We start from the raw sequence: 21,521 nt of genomic DNA on the forward strand, positions 1-21,521 counted from the left end.
CGCCCTACTTTCTTATCTGTTCAGCGCCAATAAAGTTCATTTTGCTAGGGTTAACTTACTAACAGGTAAGGAGGCCGCATGACATCAGAATACTTTCACTTTTTAAGCATTATTGGGGTGGCATTTTTTGCTATTTCTGGCACCTTGCTAGGTCATGAAAAAAGTGTCGGTGGTTTTGGTGTAGTGGTGGTTGCCACGGTAACAGCCATAGGTGGTGGGACACTTCGAGACATATTGCTTAACAAACCGGTATTTTGGATAGCCCAACCAGATTATTTATACGCAACTTACATAGCCATATTCGCGTCTATCTTATCAATTCGTCACCTCCCCGATTTAAGTAACACCACCATGCTATTAATGGATGCTGTAGGAATGGCAATTTTCAATATTATCGGTATTGAAAAAGCACTTATTGAAGGGGCTGATATGGTTGTTGCCATCACCATGGGTATGACAACAGGTATTTTTGGTGGATTGATGCGCGATGTAATCTGTCGAGAAGTTCCACTGGTAATGGGCGAAGAGCTTTATTCAACCGCTTGCCTATCTGGCGGGCTTACTTATGCTGCATTATTTACTTTAGAGGTGGACTATATCTGGTGTATTGTTGGTGGTTTAGTTGTCACCGTTTTTTTAAGATTAGGCGCTCTTCATTTTGGCTGGCAACCTAATCTATTTCGTAAAAGCAGCTTTAAACGCTCTTAGCAGGTCATATAAATACAGCCATCGAGGGGCATGTCAGCTGGGTACTGAGTTTGAATAAACCCCAGTTTCTCATAGGCCGTTTTAGCGAGGATATTGTGGGTGTATACAAACAACGACAAGCTATCGCAGTTCAATTGCTGTTTGCCCTGCTCTCCTAATAGATTTATCAACAGCTTTGCAAAACCTTTACCACGCTCGCTTGGCGCGATAACTAGCCGCCCTAAATGGCAACGACCTTCACGTAAATAGTATTGACCAAACCCTAACATCTGGCCTTCGTCATTAATCAACGCGAATGAATTCAACTCATCTAGGTTTAAATCTTTTTTAAAGCTTTGCGTATCAAATGGGTAATTAAAAAATGGCCCTGACCAAATACGCAGTTCTGCCTCTGTGTTAAACCAACCCATTAACTCGTTGAGTTGGTTACTCGTTACTTTAACTAGCTTCATGTTTTAACCTATCGTATAAACCCGATGCACGAGTAACAGATTTATTCATTGCCATTAGCAATACATTTTTATCGGCCACCAGCTCAAATGTGGTTTTCGCGCGGGTGATCCCCGTGTAAACCAATTGCCTGTTAATGCCCTGATTAGCCTGTTTTATTGGCGGTAAAATCATCGCTGTGTAAGCAAATTCTGAGCCTTGCGACTTATGAATTGTCATGGCATACACTTTATCGTGAGCAGGTAAACGTGCGGGCGAAAAGGCGCGAATATTTTCTTGTTCATCAACAAACATGGCTTTTAACTGACCTTGCTCATCGTGCATTAAAATACCTATGTCGCCATTAAACAGTTTTAACTGGTAGTCGTTTTGGTTGATCATAATTGGCATACCCACATAATGCCTTTGATATGGCGAAATTAAACCTTGTTGAGCCAGTGCTTTTTCAATACGCTGATTAAGGCTATTTACACCATAATCTCCCTCTCTAACGGCAGCCAGTAACTGATAATACGCAAATGCTTTATGCACACTGGCAACACTTGCCCCTTGCTGGATAAGCTGCAAATAATCGTGGTATTGCAGAGCCGCTTGTTGCACAAATCGCTCAATAGGTTTACTGATCACGCTGTAATTAAGTTTAAGGTCTTTAAAGCCACCTTGATTAATCGTTTGCTCAACGAAGCCCAGTAAGCCACTGTTATTGGTATTTACAGCTTGTGCTAATTGACCAATGCCGCTGCTGCCATCAAAACGATAACTTTGCTGTAAAAACGCAATACAATCGTTAAGTACAAAATGACTGCTCGCCGCGGGTATAAAGCTCTGATTATTAAAACAAACGCGATTAAGCTGCGCTGCTCTTTCACTGCTGTAATCAGGCATTTTGCCAAGCTCTAGCCCTTGGCATAGGTCGCTGAGAATACTGCCCGTATCAACCGAAGCTAATTGGTCTTTATCACCCAGTAAAATAAGCCTTGCATGGCTCGGTAATGCCTCGATTAGTTTTGCCATAAGCGACAAATCTACCATCGATGCCTCATCAATGATCAATACATCTAAATGCAGTGGGTTACGCTTGTTATGGCGAAACTTATTAGTATGCGGAATGACGCCCAATAAACGGTGAATCGTTTGTGCACTGTCTGGAATAAGTGGCACGATATTATCAGGGATCATATTAAGCTTTTGCTTTGCCCCTAAAATGGACTCAGTTAAACGAGCTGCCGCTTTACCTGTCGGTGCAACCAGCTTAATTGTTAGCGGCGCACTGGCATACAAAGATTGTAAAATGGCTAGTAGTTTAGTTACTGTGGTGGTTTTACCGGTACCTGGGCCGCCGGTTATCACACTAAAGCCTTTTGTTGCGGCAATCGCACAGGCTACTTTTTGCCAGTTTAATGTTTTAATAGCATAGCTTGGGTTTGTTGTATGTTCACTGTGAGGAAAATACACCTCAAGTAATGCCGTTAATTCACCTTCATCAAGGGTCAGCTCTTTCGTTGCTAAATGATGTAAACGTGATGCCAGTGTGGTTTCGTATTCAGCCAATCGGGCAAAGTAGAGTTTATTCGCAAACAACAGCAGTGGCTTATCATCCCCTACGCAATCAGCATTCATTAATTTATTAACGGCCTCAGTAAGGCCAAATTCTGTCGCAAACGGGGTTAAAACCTCGGGGGATGCAATGCTGGCATCAGCTAAACTTTGCTCTTTAATTTCAAACGGGTTTTGCCAGTTTATATTCACGAGCTCTAAACAACTGTGCTGACTTTGCTGCGCAGCCGCAAGTAATAAAATCAGGTAAAATACTTCACTGTTCGCTGCATCGTTATTCTCTATCAACGATTGCGAACCGGCTACTGTTTCTGTTCCAGTAAGTAGCTCGGCAAGTTTCACATCAACTAAGCGAATACGTTTTGCCTCAAGCAAATAACTCAGTAAAGGCTGCGTTTTAAGTTCTGTGGCGGGCAACGCTGAGTTACTCTCTGCATGTTGTGCTGGTTGTTCTGGCTGCTTATTCATTGGCCCGTTTGGCTCATGGTCATCAAAGCCGAATGTCAGTTGACTCATAGCATGGCTCCTTGTGCGAATAAGCTATCAAGCTCAGTTATTTGCTGTTTTGTTAGCTGATTAAAATACACCCCTTGCCCTTCGCTCATACCACGTAAGAAGGTGTAGTAAACACCGCCTAAATGCGTATCGCTATCGTAGTCTTGAATACGTTGTTTTAATAAACGGTGCAATGCCACGGTGTATATCAAATACTGCAAATGATACTGATGACTGGTCATGGCTTGCTCTAGTTGCTCATGTTGGTAGTCAGCCGCACTATTGCCTAAAAAGTTCGATTTATAATCAAGAATATAATACTTACCCTGCCAGCAAAATATTAAATCGATAAAGCCTTTTAGTAAGCCTTGCACCTCACTAAAATCAAGCTGCCCGGGTAAGTTAAAATGTTTTACCAACACTTGGTTTAGCCTATCGCTTGAGAGCGATAACAGCGGTAAGTTAAATTCCATTTCGACCAAACAGGTATCAGGCTCAAGTACTGATAAACTAAGTCCTTTATCGTTTAATGGGCAATTCAGTGCAGCAAGGATCCACTGCTCGCTCATTTCCTGCCAGCTATCATCAATATGGTATTTTTCGAATAACGTTTTGATCACTTTATCAAGTGCATGGTCTTCTTGTTCACTGGCTGGACGCTTTAACGCGTAAGGGTCGGTAAAGTCTAATTGCTCAAAAATTTCATGCAAACAACTACCCGGCTTTGCCCCTTTAGGGAAGCTGTAAGGTGTTAAAGCATTGGCATTTTGGGCTAAAAACTCATCTTTTTCGTGGTCTTCATCACTGCGACCAAGCTCGATATGATCAGTATGCTTTTTCAGTGTTAAGCTACTAAAGCTGGTTGAGCGCCAATCACGCTGAATGTCTGCTTTAACAGTATTAACTTGATATTCTTGCTCATTGGCTGCACCAGCAAATGTTAACTTTTCTAGCTCATCTGCTTGGCTAAACGCCTCATAGTGCATGTGCGCAGAGCCTTCACAAAATTGTTGTAACAATGCGCGCCATTCATCGCCCGATTTAATCTCTAACCCTGCGAATAATACGTGGCCAATGCTGGTACTTTGAATACCTGGGCGAGCGCTGCGACCTAGTGCAATGTTGTACATCCCCACTGAACAAAAATGCACAGCACGAGTCAATGCCACATAGAGCAAGCGTAAATCTTCAGCCAAGCGCTCTTGCTCGGCTTTTTGCATTGCATCGTCACTTTTAGCAAGGTCATAAATCAGCTTACCGTCTTTATGATAAAGGGCTTCTTTGCTTTCGCGATAACCACAGGCAAACGGCATGAATACTATCGGGTACTCTAAGCCTTTTGATGCGTGCATGGTGACAATTTTCACTAAATTAGCATCGCTTTCTAGGCGTACTTGCACTGCTTCGCCATCTTGTTGACTGACTTTTTGCGCAAACCAACGCAGCAATCTATGGGTTCCCTCAAGCTCAATTTGCTTTTGCTGTAAGATTTCCCCTAAATGGCGGAAATCGGTGAGCCAGCGCTCAACGTTGTAGCCTAAGCCTTGCCAACGCGCTGCAAGTTGATTATGACTCAATAAACGCTCGAGCATCGCCATAGCGCCCTGTTTATGCCAAATATGGGCTAGCTGAGCAAAAAAGTTTAAATGCTCTTGCCATGCGCTTTCATTTTCGTGAAGCTGATAAATGCGGTTGTAGCTTAAGCAAAACAATGGCCCAGCAAGTACACCGCGCAATAATGACTCATCATACTGACCATGCAATGCCGTTAAAAAGTTAAGTAAATGATGACTAAGCTCTTGGTTAAACACACTATCACGCGACAAATACACGCTGGCAATGGCGGCTTCTGCCAGTGCGGTTTTCATCAACTGTGCTTCGTTTCGGTCACGCACTAACACACAGATATCGGCAGCGGTGAGTGGTTTTCCTGCGATAGTCGCATAGCCGGCATCAGCTTGCTTGAGTAGATCAGTGATTTTTTTCGTATACTGCAAAGCCAATGCTTGTTGAGCCACCCCTTTGCTGGTTGGCTTATTGTTCGCTTCGGCGTATTCATCAACAAAAACCGAAAACTCAAACGCACTGGGCATTTCACCGTTTATTAAAAACGCTTTGTCTTGCTGTTTTCCCTTAGCATTGACCTTTTGAAATGGGATTGCGTCGTTATAAATAAAGCTATTGTCATTTTTAGCAAATAAGCGGTTTACGCTATCAACAACCCCTTCACTTGAGCGGTAGTTGGTATCTAGGGTGTATTGTTTATCTTTCGCAACAGCTTCTTTTGCGCCAATATAAGTAAAAATATCTGCACCACGGAAACCATAAATAGCCTGTTTTGGGTCACCTATCATGGCAAGGGTGGTGTTTTTAATGCCATAAATGCGGCTAAAAATGCCGTATTGAATTGGATCGGTATCTTGGAATTCGTCAATCATGGCAACCGGAAACAAGGCGGCAATTTTTTCACTTAATGCTTGCCCTTGCTCGCTTAAAAGCGCCTGATGCAGGTTACTTAATAAATCATCAGGGGTGATCACGCCTTGCTCTTGCTTGCGCTTAACTAATGCATTTGCCACCCATTTAGCAGCGTATTGCACTATCGCAATATTCAATCCGTTATTGATAAGGCTACTGAGTTTGGCCATTTCACCAAACTGAGCCACCATTTCATGACTAAGCAAATTGCCGTTTTTCTTGTAATTTGCAGGGTCGCTTAAATTCTCTGTACTCCACACTTCAAAGGAGTATTTATTGGTACCAAATACAAAGAACAGCTCGTCATTGTTAAGGTATTCTTCAAGCGCTGCAAGGCTGTTTTTTCGACCTGGGGTTTTTGAGCCACTTAAATCAGATGCTTTTACAGCATTAATAAACTCACTCTCAAGGCATGCCTTTTTAAATGCCGGTACTTTTGCCACAAAGTTGTCGCGCGCTTGCCATATATCGTCAAGGTCGTACTCAGGGGTGATTGTTGCCCCTTGCTTGTTGAGTAAACTCACTACCTGTGAATACAGTGATGCAGGCACTGGGAAAATATCGGTAATTGCTTGGGTGCGCTCTTTTGATTGTGGGTAGACAAAGGCACGCCAAAAGTCATTAAGGGTTTCTTGAATAAGCTCACGCTCATCTAAAATAAACTCTAAGTTAAACGCCACACCTGATTCAAAAGCATGTTGTTTAAGCATTCGCTGACAAAAGCCATGAATGGTGAATATGGCGGCTTCATCCATCGACTTTGCCGCAGCGTCTAGCAAATCAAATGCGGCGTGTTTGTCAGTTACCTCGTCAATTACTTGCTCAATCAGCTCATCATCGGGCTTTTTACCAAGCAGTGCATCTCTGGCATTGATTATACGCGCCCGCACACGGTCTTTAATTTCTTGCGTTGCGGCCTCGGTGAAGGTCACCACCAGTATTTGCTCAACACTAAGCGGCGTATTTAATTGTTCATCTTCATCAGTCGCTTTTTGTAAACCCAACAAATACCGTAAATACAAACCTGTGATGGTGTAGGTTTTACCCGTACCGGCACTGGCTTCAATAAGGCTCTGCCCACATAGCGCCATACTCATTGGATTAAGCGTTTGCATGATCGGCCTCCTGTGCTAATTCAACGAGTGGCGATAACAGCAGCTCGCTCCATTTTATAAACTCTTCTTCACAGTCTTTAAGGCTCTTTATGGTTAAACGAATATACGGATTTTCACCCTCACCCATGCCTATGTATTGCGGCGCGAATTTATTGTTTGCTTTGACCATATCTTTATCTGTTTTTATGTACTCGTAACCACTGACCGGAAAAAACGCCACTGGGCGAGTTAAAAGCGTTTCATAAAGCGAAAACCAATCGTTTAAATACTTACGAGCATCATCTTCTGACATAGGTGAAAAACTAATTTGCTTGTCTAAACCAAGAATGAGGGTTTCAACAGGTTGCCCCATTATTTGCGCTGCTAAATGATGCACAAAGCCGCGAATAACATCTTTTGCTTTAATACTGGCAGTGCGATAAAACACCTGTTTTTGACCATAAATATGATTTAACCAACCTTCTAAAGTGGTGTTGGCTATTTTAATATTTACTTCAACGGGTAATGCTTCATCACCTTGAATATGCGCTTTCACTTGCCCTGCAAGCGCATCGACTCGGTGCTGCATACTTTCAAATACAAGGTCGCCAACATGGGCTTGTGGCAATTCACCACGCTGCATAATTTGCGCTTGGTTTAGGGGCATTTCTTGAATACTGGCTTCGAGAATTTCGTCTAGATAAAAGTAGCGACGTAACGCGTCTAAGCTAAACGGCTCTTCATCTTTAGCAATATCGTTAAATTGCGGTAAGCGTAAACCCAAGCTTTGCTGATAAAAGCTCTCGTGCGGCTGGCAAATACTGCGAATAAACTGAGTTAACTCAACGCTACTTTCTGGCTGAACATTAAGCGCTTGCTGAGGCTCAGGGTTAACAGCTTGAGTTGGCATCCACACTGGGTTATAGCTGTGTAATTGTGTGACTAACAGTTTATTTTCTTTTTGTTCGCCACCAGTTTGGCTTTTATTACCTTCTTTGTTAGTGGTCAGATAATAAGCTGGGTTAAATGGTTGTAAATGCTGATAATTAATCAGCGCCTCTGGTAGCTTTAAGTGAGTTTCTTGGTCAGCAAACTCAAAACTACGGGTTATGTATTCCAGCAGCTCACTCACTAAGGTTGAGGGCATTCTTGGTTGGTTATCAAAGCAAGAGCGACCGATATAACTGATGTATAGATTCTCACGGGCACTTAAAATCGCTTCTAAAAACAGGTAACGGTCATCAAGTTTGCGAGAACGGTCGCCTTTTTGGCGTTTTGAGTAAGGGACTAAGTCAAAGCCAATTGGCTGAACTGTACGCGGGTAATCCGCATCATTTAAACCTAGCATGCACACCACTTTAAATGGCACCGCACGCATTGGCATCAAGGTACAAAAGTTAACTTGCCCCACTAAAAAGCGCTGCCCTACGCCTTTTTCTTGTATACCTTGTTTAACTAGGTAACTAATAATGCGCTGCGAAACGTTTTGTTGGTAATCGCCATTATCATAATGCTTAATTAGTGTATCGAGCACTTTTTGCAACACTAATAAATCCCAGCTTTGTTCGCCTTCCTCGCTGTACACAGCGCTTAATAATTCTTTTAGAGTTTCTGCCTTTTCGTTAAGCGGTGCATCAGTTTGCAGCTTAGCTTTAAAACGGGCCAGTACATCAATAAATTCAATAAGTTTATTTAAAGTATTTAGTGCCATGCCTTCAACTTCATCGGCACTGTAAATACCCGAGAAAGGCAGTTGTTCATCACGTTGTGCAACACCTAATAACAAGCGGTTTAGGCCATGTTGCCAAGTATTTAAATCTATTGCGGGTAAGCCAAAACTATCTTTGTGGGCGGCATCTAAGCCCCATTTAACGCCAACGCGTTCAAGCCAAAAGCCAATTTGCTCATACTCATGGGGTTCGAGGTTAAATTTTTCGGCAATTTGCGTAACTTGCAGTAAATCAAGAATGTCAGACACACCAAAGCGTGAATAAGGTAAATCGGCCAAACTGGCAAACGAGCTCAACACGGGTTTTTCTTGCTCTATGGCTAAATCGGCTAACGCATAAGGAATAAAGCGTCGCCCCTCTGCACCACCAAACACCGCCTCAATATACGGACTGTATGTGCCAACATCTGGCATCATTACAATAATATCTTTCGGTGTTAACTCTTTATTTTCATTAAATAAATTAAGCAAGTAATCGTGTAGTCGTTCTACTTCACGAAGTGGCGTGTGGCAATCGCTCAGCACAATGCTGGTATCATCGGCCTTAATTGGCAGTTTGCCCTCATCACTGATAAACCATTCTTTATCAGGCGTTAGTGATTCACCCTTAAAAGCTAATTGGTAAATTTCAGACTGAATTTGCGATAGCAAGCTTTGATCAAACTCGTTATCGAATCCGTCTAGCCACTGCGCATCGAGTTGTAGTAACTGCTCAAAATAGTCTCGGCCTAATTTACCCCACGATGAGAGTAACGGGTTACCGATAAAAAAGTACTCGTGATCAGGGTTTTTCGCACTGTCTTCAAGTGCTTGTAACTGTGGGCGTTTGGCATATTTAGCGGTAATTTTGGCTGCTGTTTTTTCATCGAGTGTGTCGCCCCAGTAATGTTCACTGGGGTTAAAGAAAAACAAAAATACCTGCGTTTTTTTCGCAATGGCCTGAAACACTTCAAGCTGGCTACTCGCAATTGCAGAAATACCAAATAAACTAATACGCTCAGGTAACAGGCTTGCGTCCATTTTTTCAAGGGCTGCAAGGAGTTTGTCTTGCATATTAGCGCGGTGATATTGGCTTTGCCCAAGCTCTTTACTGTGCGCCACCAGCTTGCGCCAAAGATCTGGTTGCCATGGCGCAATGCCTACATCAACATCATCAAGCTCATCGATGCCCTGCTCCCAAGTGGCAATCCAATTGGGGCGATACATTAAGTATTGGTCATAAACGTCGGCAATTTTCTCGCACAAGGCAAACGTTTTTTGCCCTTCACTGTCACCATCTAAATAGGTTTTGAGTGGTAAATACAGCGGCTCATCAATGCAGTTTGGTAAAATCGCAAACAGCTTCCAAGCAAGGTTAGCTTTGTTATACGGAGATTCACTGGGTACATCAGGCAATAATTGTTGGTAAAGCTGCCAAATAAAACTCGAAGGCAGCGGAAAATCGACCTGAGCGGCAATCCCTAAGTGTTCACTTAAACCTATTTTTAGCCACTGCGACATACCCGGTGACTGCACAAGCACAATTTCTTTTTTAAAGGGACTTGTTAACGGATTAACTTTAAGCAGCGCGTGAAACCGCGCTTGCAGTGCTTCCATGCGATTTGATTGAATTATATTCAGCACTTTACACTGTCCTTGCCTGAAACTAACTAATTGACACAGTGTAAGATATTTTAATTAGATGGGATAGGTATAAGCGTCACCTAAGCGAATACTTAGGTGACAATTTAAGCTGCCTATGAAATTAAATTAGTTCTGCCAGCATTTCGTCGCTGTATGGTGTTAACGCTTCACCATTTTTAACTTTACTAATGTAATCTGGGTTCGCAATGAATGGGCGACCAATCGCAATTAAATCAAATTGATCATTCTCAATTGACTCTTTTGCTGATTCAAACGTGTAACTACCCACTCCCACTAAGGTGCCTTTGTACGCACTACGTAAGTATTCAGACGTCGTTTTGTCTTCTAAGCTTGCAAAACGCATGCTGTCGTCAAAAATACCGCCATGAAGATAAGCTAGATGGCGACTTTCAAGAGCCGCTAATAAATAATCGAACACAGCTTTATCGCGGTTGTCTTCATCCATATTAAAGTATGCACCAGGTGATAAGCGTAACGCTGTTTTATCTGCACCAATTGCAGCAATGACAGCATCGACGACTTCAAGAGCAAAACGTGACATGTTTTCTGGTGTTTGACCGTATTGGTCTTCACGTTGGTTGGCAGCAAAATGTAAAAATTGATCAATCAAGTAACCATTTGCACCATGAATCTCCACCCCATCAAAACCTGCTTCAATAGCGTTTTCGGCCGCTTTTGCGTAATCAGTAATTAAACCTTGGATATCTTCAATGGTTGCAGCCTTTGGCGTAACATAAGTAAGTTCGCGCATACGAGGAACAGTCCCTTCAACACCGATTGCTGAGGGTGCCAGTACATCCCCACCAAAAAAGTGTGGATGAGCAACACGGCCTACATGCCAAAGCTGAGCAAACATCTTGCCGCCTTTCGCGTGCACCGCATCGGTGACTTTTTTCCAGCCCTGAATTTGTTCGCTGGTAAATAGGCCTGGCGTATTTGGGTAGCCCTGTGCATCTGGGCGGATAATGGTTGCTTCACTAATAATTAAACCCGCATCAGCACGGCGAGCATAATAATCAACCATCGCTTGGGTTGGAACGAGATTATCGTCACTCATACAACGTGTCAGTGGTGCCATTAGTACGCGGTTTTTAAGCTCAATGCTGTCATTTAGTTTAAATGGAGAAAGTAAATCGGTTGTCATGGTTTTATCCTTATCTTGAACATACATTCAAGATAAGGGCGAAACAAACATACTTCAAGGTTTATTTTGAATAATCGTTCAAGATTACGTAAACTTCATCAATAAGCACCGAGGAACCCAAATGAGAACTGCTGAATTTGATACTGAATTTGTCCTACGCCAAGCCATGCATGCTTTTATGCAACATGGTTATGCCAAGACAAGTATGCAAAAGTTAAAGGAAGTGACTCACCTTCATCCGGGTTCTATTTACGCGGCTTATGGCAATAAAAAAGGTCTATTTCTAGCTGCGACAGAGCAATATCAAAAAGATAGAAACCAGCAGTTTACAGCGCTTTTTAATGACCAACAACCTATTTTATTGACCCTGAAACATTACTTAACTGTGATTGTTGATGAATGTATTGAAGGTGAAGTTGCTAAAGTGTGTTTGCTTACCAAGAGTATTTCTGAAGTCGAAGGCAACGATCCACAAATTTGCAGTGTACTGCGTGGTAACTTAAACGCTTACGAAAATACTCTCGCCGAGCAACTGCAAAAGGCGCTGGATAATAACGAATTTACAACGACTAAAACACCGCAGCAACTAGCGCGCTTTTTAGTGATGGGCATATACGGTATTCGTACCTATGCGCTAACAAATCAAGATTCTAAGGCTCTGCAGCAACTTGCTGATGATCTATTCGTTGCATTAATAAATTAATTTACCCAATAACTTTACTTGTCATATTTATTTATCACCTTATGATTAAGGTGTAGCTGTGTATAACTAAAAGAGTGAGCCTGTCATGAATAATGCAACTGCTAAACGTGTTGAAACTGAGTTTGATACTATTCTCGCTTTAGGCGCTAAGAAACGACTCGCTTATATGTTTGAAACGGTTCAAGAGTTCAAACAAGTGTGGATCCTCAATGATGAACATGGCTGCGTCATGCTCTCCAATGAAGACGACGACTGTGTACCTGTATGGCCTAGCCGTGAATTTGCACAAAGCTGGGCTACGGGCGAATGGCAAGATTGCACGCCAAAAGCCATACCAATAAAAGATTGGTTAAGCCGCTGGACACCAGGCCTTGAACAAGATGACTTACTCATTGCCGTGTTTCCAACTGATGAAGATGACGGCACAATTTTATTCCCCGATGAGTTTGACTCACAACTGAGAATGCCGAAAAGACGATTTTAAATTATGGGAGCTTTAAGCTCCCTTATTTATGCCGTTTGCTGTAGACGTAATGCTGAAATATCTTTTATGGGTGGTTTGCCAAAAAAGCGTGTGTACTCGCGACTAAATTGCGATGCGCTTTCGTATCCAACTTTAAGCGCCGCAGAGCCTACATCAATGCGTTCATTGAGCATAATTTGCCTTGCCGCCTGCAGTCGTAAGTTTTTTACATACTGTAACGGGCTCATTTTAACAACATCTCGAAAGTGCAGCCTAAATGTTGAAGGACTCATGTGTGCATTTCGTGCTAACTCGTCAATCGAAAATTGACTACTGAAGTTTTCTTTCAACCAACATAGGGTCTTGGCAATTTTTTGATGAGCTGAACCAGACATCACAATTTGCCTTAAATAAGGGCTATGCGGGCTATTTAACAAGCGCAATATGATCTCTTTTTTAATCAGTGGCGCTAAATTAGCTTTTAGCAATGGCTCATTGTCGAGTTTGATAAGTCTCAGCAAAGCATCAAGCAAACCGTTATCAGTATCAACCACCGACATGGCTTGGTGTTTAGGGAACTTGTCTTGCCCTGCGAACTCCACTTCAGCAACAATGTGACTTATTTCATGGGCATCTAAGCGTAGGTACAAGCCATAAAATGGCTGCTCTTTACTGGCACGCGTAATGTGTGATGTAACAGGCACATCAACCGATGTCACCAATGATTGGCCATCCGTATAATCATAACTGTGCTCGCTAAGCACAACACGTTTTGAGCCTTGTAAACTAATGCCCAAACCTAATTGATATACGCAGGCCATGGGTAACGACACTTCACTACGTCTGTAAACGAGTAACTCAGGAATCGTTGTTTCAAAATTACCATCTTCAATTGCAATCGCTTTTACTGCTTCAATTAATGCCTGACGCATCTAGCCTACCTCTTTTAATTACTCATTTAAGTGTATCACCGTAATTTAAGCTTAGGAGTATTTATGATGATGGTTCGTTATTTTAGGCAAAAATTAAATCATTTATAGCAAGCATAAACATCTGTTATCGACCATAATATATTTTCACATTTTCGATTGCTTAGTCTTTGCAATCAACCACTGCTACAAACCCTCAATACATTCAATATCTAAAATAAAAAGAGAAATTATGAGCCTAAACAACACGGATTTATTTGTGTTTGTCGCGATCGCTGCTTTGGTCACCGTTCATGACAAGCCTTTGTTAAAACGAGCATGTCAGCACGCATTGAATGATGGTGTATCAATGCAAGCGTTATGTGACATTTTACCGCATGTTAGTGTGTATTCTGGGGTGCCAAAATCACTGATGGCGCTAGAGATTTTAAAGTCGCTTGATGATATTCAAGGTTCAAATACGTTACTTATCAAGCGCACAGAGCAGCAACTAAAAACCGCACTCACATTTGGTCAGCTACCTTTTGCCATCGAGCAACAAAACAACACCGTATTTGAGCTTGCTTCTTTAGGCGCACTATTTGCGCTAGAGGATGCCAGCAGTTTAGTAAACGAGCAACTTAAGCGCTGTGTATTACTTGGTTATAGCCGTGAACAACTTGAATTATTAGTGATAGAACTTGCTAGAAAAGTCAGTAGCAATATTGCCATGCGTGCTAAATGTAATCTCGAAAAGCACTTTGCTATGGTTGGGTAAATTTAAGAAATGGCGGTGACGGAGAGATTCGAACTCTCGATACGTTGCCGTATACACACTTTCCAGGCGTGCTCCTTCAGCCACTCGGACACGTCACCTAAGGCGCTTTGAGTTTAGCGCGGCGTTATAGTATGAAAACAACCCTACATACGCAAGGGGTTTTTAAAATACTGTGGTTAAGCGATTAGTAATTAAACAAAAAAGGCAAGGTAAATACCTTGCCTTTCATATTCACTACACGTGTTATTAACGTTGTAATGATGCAGAGAAGTCCAACATACGGTTAAGCGACTTTAATGCGCCTTCGCGTAAATCCATATCAACAAATACTTCTTTACCCTCTGGGTCTGTTAGTGCTTCTTCAATTGCTTTTAAACCATTCATTGCCATCCACGGGCAATGTGCACAGCTTTTACATGTTGCGCCTTCACCTGCTGTAGGTGCTTCAAAGAATTCTTTCTCTGGGCATAACTGCTGCATTTTATAGAAGATGCCACGGTCAGTCGCTACGATGAACTTTTTATTGTCCATAGTTTGCGCAGCTTTAATAAGCTGACTTGTTGAACCAACTGCATCAGCTAAAGCTACAATCTCCGCAGGAGACTCTGGGTGAACCAATACAGCCGCATCTGGGTGTAAGGCTTTCATATCCTTAAGCGCTTTGGTTTTAAACTCATCATGAACGATACAAGCGCCATTCCACATAATCATATCGGCACCTGTGTTCTTTTGAATGTAAGAACCTAGGTGTTTATCAGGGCCCCAAATGATCTTTTCACCTTGCTCATCTAAATGCTCAACAATTTCAAGAGCACATGATGAGGTAACAATCCAATCTGCACGCGCTTTAACAGCTGTTGAGGTATTCGCGTATACAACAACTTTGCGATCGGGGTGCTGATCACAAAACGCTGAAAACTCTTCAATTGGGCAGCCTACGTCTAACGAACAGGTTGCTGCCAATGTAGGCATTACAACTGTTTTATTAGGCGTTAGGATTTTAGCTGTTTCACCCATGAAACGAACACCTGCCACCACGATTACATCAGCATCATGCTTTGCACCAAAACGTGCCATCTCTAGTGAATCAGCAACACAACCACCGGTTTCTTCAGCAAGCGCTTGAATTTCAGGATCAGTGTAATAATGGGCAACAAGAACGGCGTTCTTATCTTTTAATAATTGTTTGATACGTGCCTTATACTCAGCTTGCTCGTCTTTTGATAACGGCGCAGGCTTTGGAGGGAAGATATAATCTTCAGGCATAATTTGTTCGGCTAGACTCATTTCTCGACCACTTAGTCCACAGTGCATTCATGGCGCGAATTATACGAGAATCTTACGCTAAAGAACAGTATTGCTGTAAGCTGTTAAGATAAATAAAGGATAACTTAGATAGAAAAGATAAATAAAGAATGGTGGGTCATGATGGACTTGAACCATCGACCAATGGATTAAAAGTCCACTGCTCTACCAACTGAGCTAATGACCCGCTCTGATATTAAGATGCGTAAATCCGCCGATATAACCATTCAAATAATGGTGGGTCATGATGGACTTGAACCATCGACCAATGGATTAAAAGTCCACTGCTCTACCAACTGAGCTAATGACCCGCTCTGATATTAAGATGCGTAAATCCGCCGATATAGCCATTCAAAAGAATGGTGGGTCATGATGGACTTGAACCATCGACCAATGGATTAAAAGTCCACTGCTCTACCAACTGAGCTAATGACCCGCTCTGATGCTTGTTAAGCTGCGTAAATCCGCCGATATAGCCATTCAAAAAGAATGGTGGGTCATGATGGACTTGAACCATCGACCAATGGATTAAAAGTCCACTGCTCTACCAACTGAGCTAATGACCCGCTCTGATGCTTGTTAAGCTGCGTAAATCCGCCGATATAGCCATTCAAAAAGAATGGTGGGTCATGATGGACTTGAACCATCGACCAATGGATTAAAAGTCCACTGCTCTACCAACTGAGCTAATGACCCGCTCTACTGCTTTATAAAAGCAATACGTGAATCCGCCGATATAGCCATTCAAAAGAATGGTGGGTCATGATGGACTTGAACCATCGACCAATGGATTAAAAGTCCACTGCTCTACCAACTGAGCTAATGACCCGCTCTGCTGCTTTATAAAAGCAATACGTAAATCCGCCGATTAAAGATTACCATTCAAAAAAGAATGGTGGGTCATGATGGACTTGAACCATCGACCAATGGATTAAAAGTCCACTGCTCTACCAACTGAGCTAATGACCCGCTCTTTTTGCCGCACTTTGACTGTTGTTACCAATCGCCTGCTGCGGGCGCTTATAATACTTATTTAAATGCTGAGTGCAACAGAAAATATCTCTTTTTTTAAGTTTTTATGTCTAGTTGCCTAATTTTAGACCGCTTATATCAAAAAGCAGTCTAATCAGGTCAAATCTACATTTGCGACAAACGTTCTGTGGCTAATTTTGCAGCAGTCGTACTTGGGTACTGGTTAATTAAATCATTAAAGGTTTTTAGTGCTTGTTCAGCTAAACCTTGATCCGCTAACAGATTTCCTAATTTTAACATGGCATCAGGACGCTTGTTAGAATTTGGGTATTCATTTACAACCACTTTAAAGTGCTCAGTTGCACCTGTCGGATTATTTTGAATAGTTAAAAGCTGACCTAACCAGTAGTGTGCGTTTGAAGCGTAGACTGAATTAGGGTACGTCGTTAAGAAGTTTTGAAATTCAGGGATCGCTTGTTCATAACGCTTATCTTTCATTATTAGCGCTACAGCACGCTCATAAGCTTCGTTTTCAGATAAATCTGAACTGATTGCTTGAGAAGCATTAACATCAGTAGATGGAGCTTGAGTCACGGCCGGTTGAGAGTAAGCCTGACTGACACGGTTTTCAATTTCTTGATACAACTCACGCTGACGCTGTAAAACTTTCTCGAGCTTATAGCTTTGCTCTTCTGTAATACCACGTACCTGACTTACTTCGTCTTGCAAAATATTAAGCTGTTGTTGAAGTTCAGCTTGTAATAAATTGCGAGACTTCATCATATTCTCTAATGCAGATAAACGTTTCTCGATACTCGATTGCGAGCTTGCAGCTTCTGAAACAGGAGCGGGAGCAGCCCATAACTGAGTGCTCCCGCTTAAGATCATTGCTGCCAAAATAATTTTCGGCTTCATAATGTCTCTTTCTTAGTAAACTAATACTGCACGACGGTTCTTAGCGAACGCTTCTTCAGTGCGAGATTTAACCATAGGCTTCTCTTCACCGTAGCTCACTACTGACATTTGGCTAGCAGATACACCTAGGCTTTGTAGGTATTTTTCAACTGCTTGGCCACGGTGCTCACCTAGAGCAATATTGTATTCTGGTGTACCACGCTCATCCGCGTGACCTTCGATTAATACTTTAACAGAAGGATTTTGTACTAAGAATTCAGCGTGTGCTTGTAAAAGCTCAGCGTATTTGCTTTGGATTTTTGCGTTATCAAAACCAAAGTAAATGATTTGCTCTTGACGTAAAGCTTCATACTTCTCACGAAGTGCTTCTTCAGCTTGTTGCTCAGGAGTAAGCGTTGCAACTTCAACTGTATCATTGTTGGTTGTTTGCTCAACCGCACCTTGGTTAGATTGGTTTGCAGCACCTTCGTCAAGATCAGAAGAAGAGCTACACGCTGCTAATGTCATCACTGGCACAGCAATTAGCAGGCCTTTTAGTGTTTTATTAAGTTGCATTGAATTGATTCCTATATTGAGTAAACCAGTAAAATTACTGTAAGTAAGGCGACCAAGCTGGTGCCTTCACTTGTCCGTCAAGCACAGGTAAACGTGCCTTAAAGCGACCATCCATAGAGACTAAAGCCAGAACCTGCTTATTGTTATGTAGCGTACTATAGATAATCATCGAGCCGTTTGGTGCGATACTCGGTGATTCATCCAGACGTGTTCTTGTTAGTACCTGGAACGCACCTGTCGCTAGCTCTTTCTTAGCAAGATGGTATTGTCCATTAGTACGATTTACCATCACCAGTTCTTTTCCGTCAGGTGAAATCGAACCTGCTAAATTCATATCACCATCAAACGTCATTCGTTTAGCCCTGCCTGTTTTTAAATTTAACTTATAAATCTGAGCATTACCACCCCTTTCAGACGTAAAGACAATATCTTGTCCATTTGGGAACCAAGATGGCTCAGTATCTATACTACGATGGTTTGTTAAACGTCTTTCTTGGCGAGTTGCTAAGTCAAGTAAATAGACTTCTGTGGCACCTGTGCGGTCTTTAGAAAGCACTAATAATAGCTGTTTACCATCAGGCGAAAACTGAGGTGCACCGTTAATACCTTGGTGGCTTGTAATTAACTCACGCTTACCTGAGTATAAGTCTTGAATATAAATTTGGCTTTGGCGGTTTTCAAATGTTACATAAGCAAGCTTAGTTCCATCTGGCGACCATGCTGGCGACATTAATGGTTCTTTTGAGCGTAGTAATACTTGTTCATTAAAACCGTCGTAGTCTGCAACAACTAATTGATATGGTTTTGCATCATCTTCACGAACGATAACATAGGCAATTTTAGTTAAAAACGCCCCTTTTTCGCCTGTAAGTGCTTCATAAACGACATCACTGATACGATGTGCATAACGGCGAAAACCACTTTCAGAAATAACACTCTCACGGGCATCTAAAACATGATCTTGGCTTTGCATTAACTTGCCGTTAGCCATCATTTTTGTTTGGCCGCCAGTAATTTGGCCGCGAATTACATCAATTAATTCATACTTTACTAAGTAACGTCCACCCGGTTGCTGCTCTACTTGACCAACCAGTACGGCTTCAACGCCTTTATTTACCCATGCGCCATAATCTACATCGGCATCTTTACCTGGTAACTGTGGCATGGTTGATACATCAATAGGTTTAAATTTACCGCTGCGCATTAAATCCGCAGAAATAACAGCGCTTAATTTTTCAGGGATAGGACCTACACCTTGATATTTGAATGGTACGACTGCAATTGGACGCGCGCCGTCAATACCTTCAGTAATCACTATTTCAAGTGCAGCACTGGCAATGCCATGAAAGCCCAGTAATACAATAAAACATACAGTTTTTATCTGGTTAAACATATCATTCCTTTAGAATTCAGGCTTAATTGTTAAGTTAATATTTTTCAGTTGCTCAAACACATCTTTATCTGGTGAAACTGGTAATGTATCAGCCATGCGTACAGCACGTAACGCGGCCTCACATACCAACTTATCGCCACCAAGAGACGTAACTTGTGTTACAAGCCCATTAAAGCCAAGTCGAATATTAACGCGACATTGCTTATTCTTCATCTTTTCATCGATAAGTAAAGTTTGCTGAATACGCGCCATAATTAACGCTTTGTATTTATCAACTTCACTAACAACTTGTTGCTGACGAATTTTATTTCGTGCAGCTTGCTCTGCTGCTAACTGCTCTTGAAGCATTTGCTCTTGCAGCGCTTGCTGACGTTTACGCTCGGCTTCAGCTTCTTTACGTTTGCGCTCAGCTTCTGCTTCTGCCGCTTTACGCTTACGCTCTTCTTCCGCTTTTTTCAGCGCTTCTTCTTCAGCTTTACGCTTATCTGCAGCTGCTTTTGCTGCGGCTTCCGCTTCTTGCTTTTGCTTTTCAGCTTGCTTAGCTTTCGCTCGCTCTTTTTCTTGAATTTCGCGCGCTTTTTTAGCTTGTGCTTCTGCCTCTGCTTTTTCTTTTTCTTTAGCACGGCGTTGCTGTTCTAGCTTTTTAAGACGACGGTCTTCAGCCTCTCGTTGTTTTCGAGCATCATTAGCACGACGCTCAAGGTCGCGAAGTCGTTTTGCTTCCGCTTGCTTTTTGGCTTCTTCTTGCTTTTTAAGCTCGGCAATCTTTTGTTCAACCTTTTGTTGATCAACAGTCACCGCCGATACTGCTTTTTCTGGTTCAGGCAAAGCAGTGTTCAGTGTCACTTCCATCACCTTAGGTGCAGGCATGTGGAAATTAGCTGACGCAACTAAAAAAACGATAATAGCAAGGTGCAAAAGAAGCGATTTAATTACTGATGCACGCATACTAACCCTCAAACGATTCAGTCATTAAACCCACTGACGGCACACCGGCGTTTTTCAAAAAGTCCATAAGCAGCAGTACTTCTTGATAAGAAACTTTGCCCGAACCTTTGATCATCACTGGCGTATCTGGATTTTTTTGCAGTTGTAATTTAATTACCGCTGCAACGTCCAACGCTTCCATAGGAGCTTCTGGATCTGTGCCGATACTTACATAATACTTACCTTCAGCGTCAATTGACGCAATAATAGGCGGCGTATCTTTTGTATCAACAAGATCAGACTCTTCCATTTTCGGCAAATCAACTTTTACGCCATGAGTAATAAGCGGCGCAGTTGCCATGAATATAATAAGCAGTACTAACATCACGTCAATGTAAGGTACTACGTTTATCTCACCTACTGGGCGACGTTTTTTACGCTGATACATTCGCTTTAGCCTCTATTTGCGCAGCTGCTTGGCGGTGTAAAATATTGGCAAATTCTTCCATGAAGTTAATGTAATTACCCTCAAGCTTTTCAACTTTATTTGCAAAACGGTTGTAAGCGATAACCGCTGGGATTGCCGCAAATAAACCCATTGCCGTTGCAATCAGTGCTTCTGCGATACCAGGTGCAACCATTTGTAATGTAGCTTGCTTAACTTCGCCTAATGCAATAAATGCATTCATAATACCCCACACAGTACCAAACAGACCTATGTATGGACTAATAGAACCTACCGTTGCTAAAAACGATAAGCTTGATTCTAATTTTTCTATTTCACGAGATAAGGCGACGCGCATAGAACGATGCGTACCTTCCATAACGATGCCAGCACTTTGGAATGTTGTTTTTTTATGGCGTGCAAATTCTTTGAAGCCAGCAACAAATAATGATTCAACACCAGTTGTGCCGCCAGGTCTTGCTGAAACTTCGTTATATAGTTTACTTAAGTCAACGCCAGACCAAAATTTTTGCTCAAAACGCTTAGCACCATTTTGTGCATCAGAAATCGCTTTTTTACGTTGAAAAATAATTGCCCATGACATGACCGACATACCGACTAATGCCAACATAACTAATTGGACAAGTACACTGGCTTCTAGAATAAGATCTAAAAAATTAAGCCCTGATCCCACGTTAAACTCCTAAAATAGATTTCTATATAATTTGTTATACTTATTACACTTGTGTTAGTTGACCATCATAATGGTCAAAAGTTACATCTAGTGTATCTAGTCAGTTATGAACTGACAACGCCCTTGCTGTGAAATAGCTACAAATAACGGTGAAAAGCAAATGC

17 protein-coding genes and 8 tRNA genes are annotated in these 21,521 nt (G+C 42.0%); 4 read left to right on the forward strand and 21 right to left on the reverse strand.

The annotated features are described in order from the left end of the window. Positions 1–78: 78 nt before the first annotated feature. Complete coding sequence (locus tag L3Q70_RS09575) at positions 79–708, forward strand: trimeric intracellular cation channel family protein (protein WP_062569289.1); 630 nt, start codon at positions 79–81, stop codon at positions 706–708. On the opposite strand, the gene L3Q70_RS09580 is transcribed toward L3Q70_RS09575, so the two are convergent. From L3Q70_RS09580 to L3Q70_RS09600, 5 genes are all read right to left on the reverse strand, one after another. Beyond that, a complete protein-coding gene (locus tag L3Q70_RS09580; protein ID WP_193987422.1) occupies positions 705–1,160 on the reverse strand; it encodes a GNAT family N-acetyltransferase in 456 nt (151 codons plus the stop codon). The genes L3Q70_RS09575 and L3Q70_RS09580 overlap by 4 nt on opposite strands. After that, positions 1,147–3,231, reverse strand: a complete 2,085-nt coding sequence (gene recD, locus L3Q70_RS09585) for an exodeoxyribonuclease V subunit alpha (RefSeq protein ID WP_237114173.1) — start codon at positions 3,229–3,231, stop codon at positions 1,147–1,149. The genes L3Q70_RS09580 and recD overlap by 14 nt, the downstream gene beginning before the upstream one ends. Further along, on the reverse strand, positions 3,228–6,803 hold the full coding sequence (gene recB, locus L3Q70_RS09590; protein WP_193987424.1) for an exodeoxyribonuclease V subunit beta: 3,576 nt from the start codon (positions 6,801–6,803) through the stop codon (positions 3,228–3,230). The genes recD and recB overlap by 4 nt, the downstream gene beginning before the upstream one ends. Continuing rightward, entirely contained in the window at positions 6,790–10,134 is a 3,345-nt protein-coding gene (recC, locus tag L3Q70_RS09595) for an exodeoxyribonuclease V subunit gamma (protein ID WP_193987425.1), read from the reverse strand. The genes recB and recC overlap by 14 nt, the downstream gene beginning before the upstream one ends. Positions 10,135–10,255: 121 nt before the next feature. Then, the gene (locus L3Q70_RS09600; protein ID WP_193987426.1) at positions 10,256–11,299 is read right to left on the reverse strand and encodes an alkene reductase; all 1,044 of its coding nucleotides are present in this window, start codon (positions 11,297–11,299) and stop codon (positions 10,256–10,258) included. Between the two features lie 121 nt (positions 11,300–11,420). Between L3Q70_RS09600 and L3Q70_RS09605 the strand changes: the two genes are divergently transcribed. Then, the gene (locus L3Q70_RS09605) at positions 11,421–12,002 is read left to right on the forward strand and encodes a TetR/AcrR family transcriptional regulator (RefSeq protein WP_193987427.1); all 582 of its coding nucleotides are present in this window, start codon (positions 11,421–11,423) and stop codon (positions 12,000–12,002) included. Between the two features lie 85 nt (positions 12,003–12,087). Continuing rightward, the gene (locus L3Q70_RS09610; protein WP_237114174.1) at positions 12,088–12,486 is read left to right on the forward strand and encodes a DUF2750 domain-containing protein; all 399 of its coding nucleotides are present in this window, start codon (positions 12,088–12,090) and stop codon (positions 12,484–12,486) included. A gap of 26 nt (positions 12,487–12,512) precedes the next feature. On the opposite strand, the gene L3Q70_RS09615 is transcribed toward L3Q70_RS09610, so the two are convergent. Continuing rightward, complete coding sequence (locus L3Q70_RS09615) at positions 12,513–13,397, reverse strand: AraC family transcriptional regulator (protein ID WP_237114175.1); 885 nt, start codon at positions 13,395–13,397, stop codon at positions 12,513–12,515. A gap of 229 nt (positions 13,398–13,626) precedes the next feature. Between L3Q70_RS09615 and L3Q70_RS09620 the strand changes: the two genes are divergently transcribed. Continuing rightward, positions 13,627–14,151, forward strand: a complete 525-nt coding sequence (locus L3Q70_RS09620) for a hypothetical protein (protein ID WP_193987429.1) — start codon at positions 13,627–13,629, stop codon at positions 14,149–14,151. 10 nt (positions 14,152–14,161) lie between these two features. On the opposite strand, the gene L3Q70_RS09625 is transcribed toward L3Q70_RS09620, so the two are convergent. From L3Q70_RS09625 to tolQ, 15 genes are all read right to left on the reverse strand, one after another. Beyond that, positions 14,162–14,249 (reverse strand) — tRNA-Ser (locus L3Q70_RS09625). Between the two features lie 148 nt (positions 14,250–14,397). Continuing rightward, positions 14,398–15,438, reverse strand: coding sequence for a quinolinate synthase NadA (nadA, locus tag L3Q70_RS09630; RefSeq protein ID WP_193987430.1), 1,041 nt, complete (start codon positions 15,436–15,438; stop codon positions 14,398–14,400). A gap of 129 nt (positions 15,439–15,567) precedes the next feature. Continuing rightward, positions 15,568–15,643: transfer RNA gene (locus tag L3Q70_RS09635), tRNA-Lys, on the reverse strand. Positions 15,644–15,691: 48 nt separating this feature from the next. Next, a tRNA-Lys gene (locus L3Q70_RS09640) sits at positions 15,692–15,767 on the reverse strand. A 49-nt stretch (positions 15,768–15,816) separates the two neighbouring features. Beyond that, positions 15,817–15,892 (reverse strand) — tRNA-Lys (locus L3Q70_RS09645). Positions 15,893–15,946: 54 nt separating this feature from the next. Further along, positions 15,947–16,022, reverse strand: a tRNA-Lys gene (locus L3Q70_RS09650). A 54-nt stretch (positions 16,023–16,076) separates the two neighbouring features. Beyond that, positions 16,077–16,152 (reverse strand) — tRNA-Lys (locus L3Q70_RS09655). A gap of 57 nt (positions 16,153–16,209) precedes the next feature. Then, a tRNA-Lys gene (locus L3Q70_RS09660) sits at positions 16,210–16,285 on the reverse strand. A 64-nt stretch (positions 16,286–16,349) separates the two neighbouring features. After that, a tRNA-Lys gene (locus tag L3Q70_RS09665) sits at positions 16,350–16,425 on the reverse strand. A gap of 168 nt (positions 16,426–16,593) precedes the next feature. Then, positions 16,594–17,343, reverse strand: a complete 750-nt coding sequence (gene ybgF, locus L3Q70_RS09670) for a tol-pal system protein YbgF (RefSeq protein ID WP_062569300.1) — start codon at positions 17,341–17,343, stop codon at positions 16,594–16,596. Between the two features lie 12 nt (positions 17,344–17,355). Then, positions 17,356–17,898, reverse strand: coding sequence for a peptidoglycan-associated lipoprotein Pal (gene pal, locus L3Q70_RS09675; RefSeq protein WP_062569301.1), 543 nt, complete (start codon positions 17,896–17,898; stop codon positions 17,356–17,358). Positions 17,899–17,932: 34 nt separating this feature from the next. Continuing rightward, on the reverse strand, positions 17,933–19,291 hold the full coding sequence (tolB, locus tag L3Q70_RS09680) for a Tol-Pal system beta propeller repeat protein TolB (protein ID WP_062569302.1): 1,359 nt from the start codon (positions 19,289–19,291) through the stop codon (positions 17,933–17,935). Between the two features lie 9 nt (positions 19,292–19,300). Further along, positions 19,301–20,239 (reverse strand): cell envelope integrity protein TolA, encoded by a 939-nt coding sequence (tolA, locus tag L3Q70_RS09685; RefSeq protein WP_062569303.1) that lies wholly within the window; start codon positions 20,237–20,239, stop codon positions 19,301–19,303. Position 20,240: 1 nt separating this feature from the next. Then, positions 20,241–20,666, reverse strand: coding sequence for a protein TolR (gene tolR / locus L3Q70_RS09690; protein WP_062569304.1), 426 nt, complete (start codon positions 20,664–20,666; stop codon positions 20,241–20,243). Beyond that, positions 20,653–21,357, reverse strand: coding sequence for a protein TolQ (tolQ, locus tag L3Q70_RS09695; protein ID WP_062569305.1), 705 nt, complete (start codon positions 21,355–21,357; stop codon positions 20,653–20,655). Before tolQ ends, tolR begins: the two co-directional genes overlap by 14 nt. Between the last annotated feature and the right edge of the window lie 164 nt (positions 21,358–21,521).

The organism is Pseudoalteromonas sp. CF6-2 (assembly GCF_021729425.1).
Classification (GTDB): domain Bacteria; phylum Pseudomonadota; class Gammaproteobacteria; order Enterobacterales; family Alteromonadaceae; genus Pseudoalteromonas; species Pseudoalteromonas arabiensis.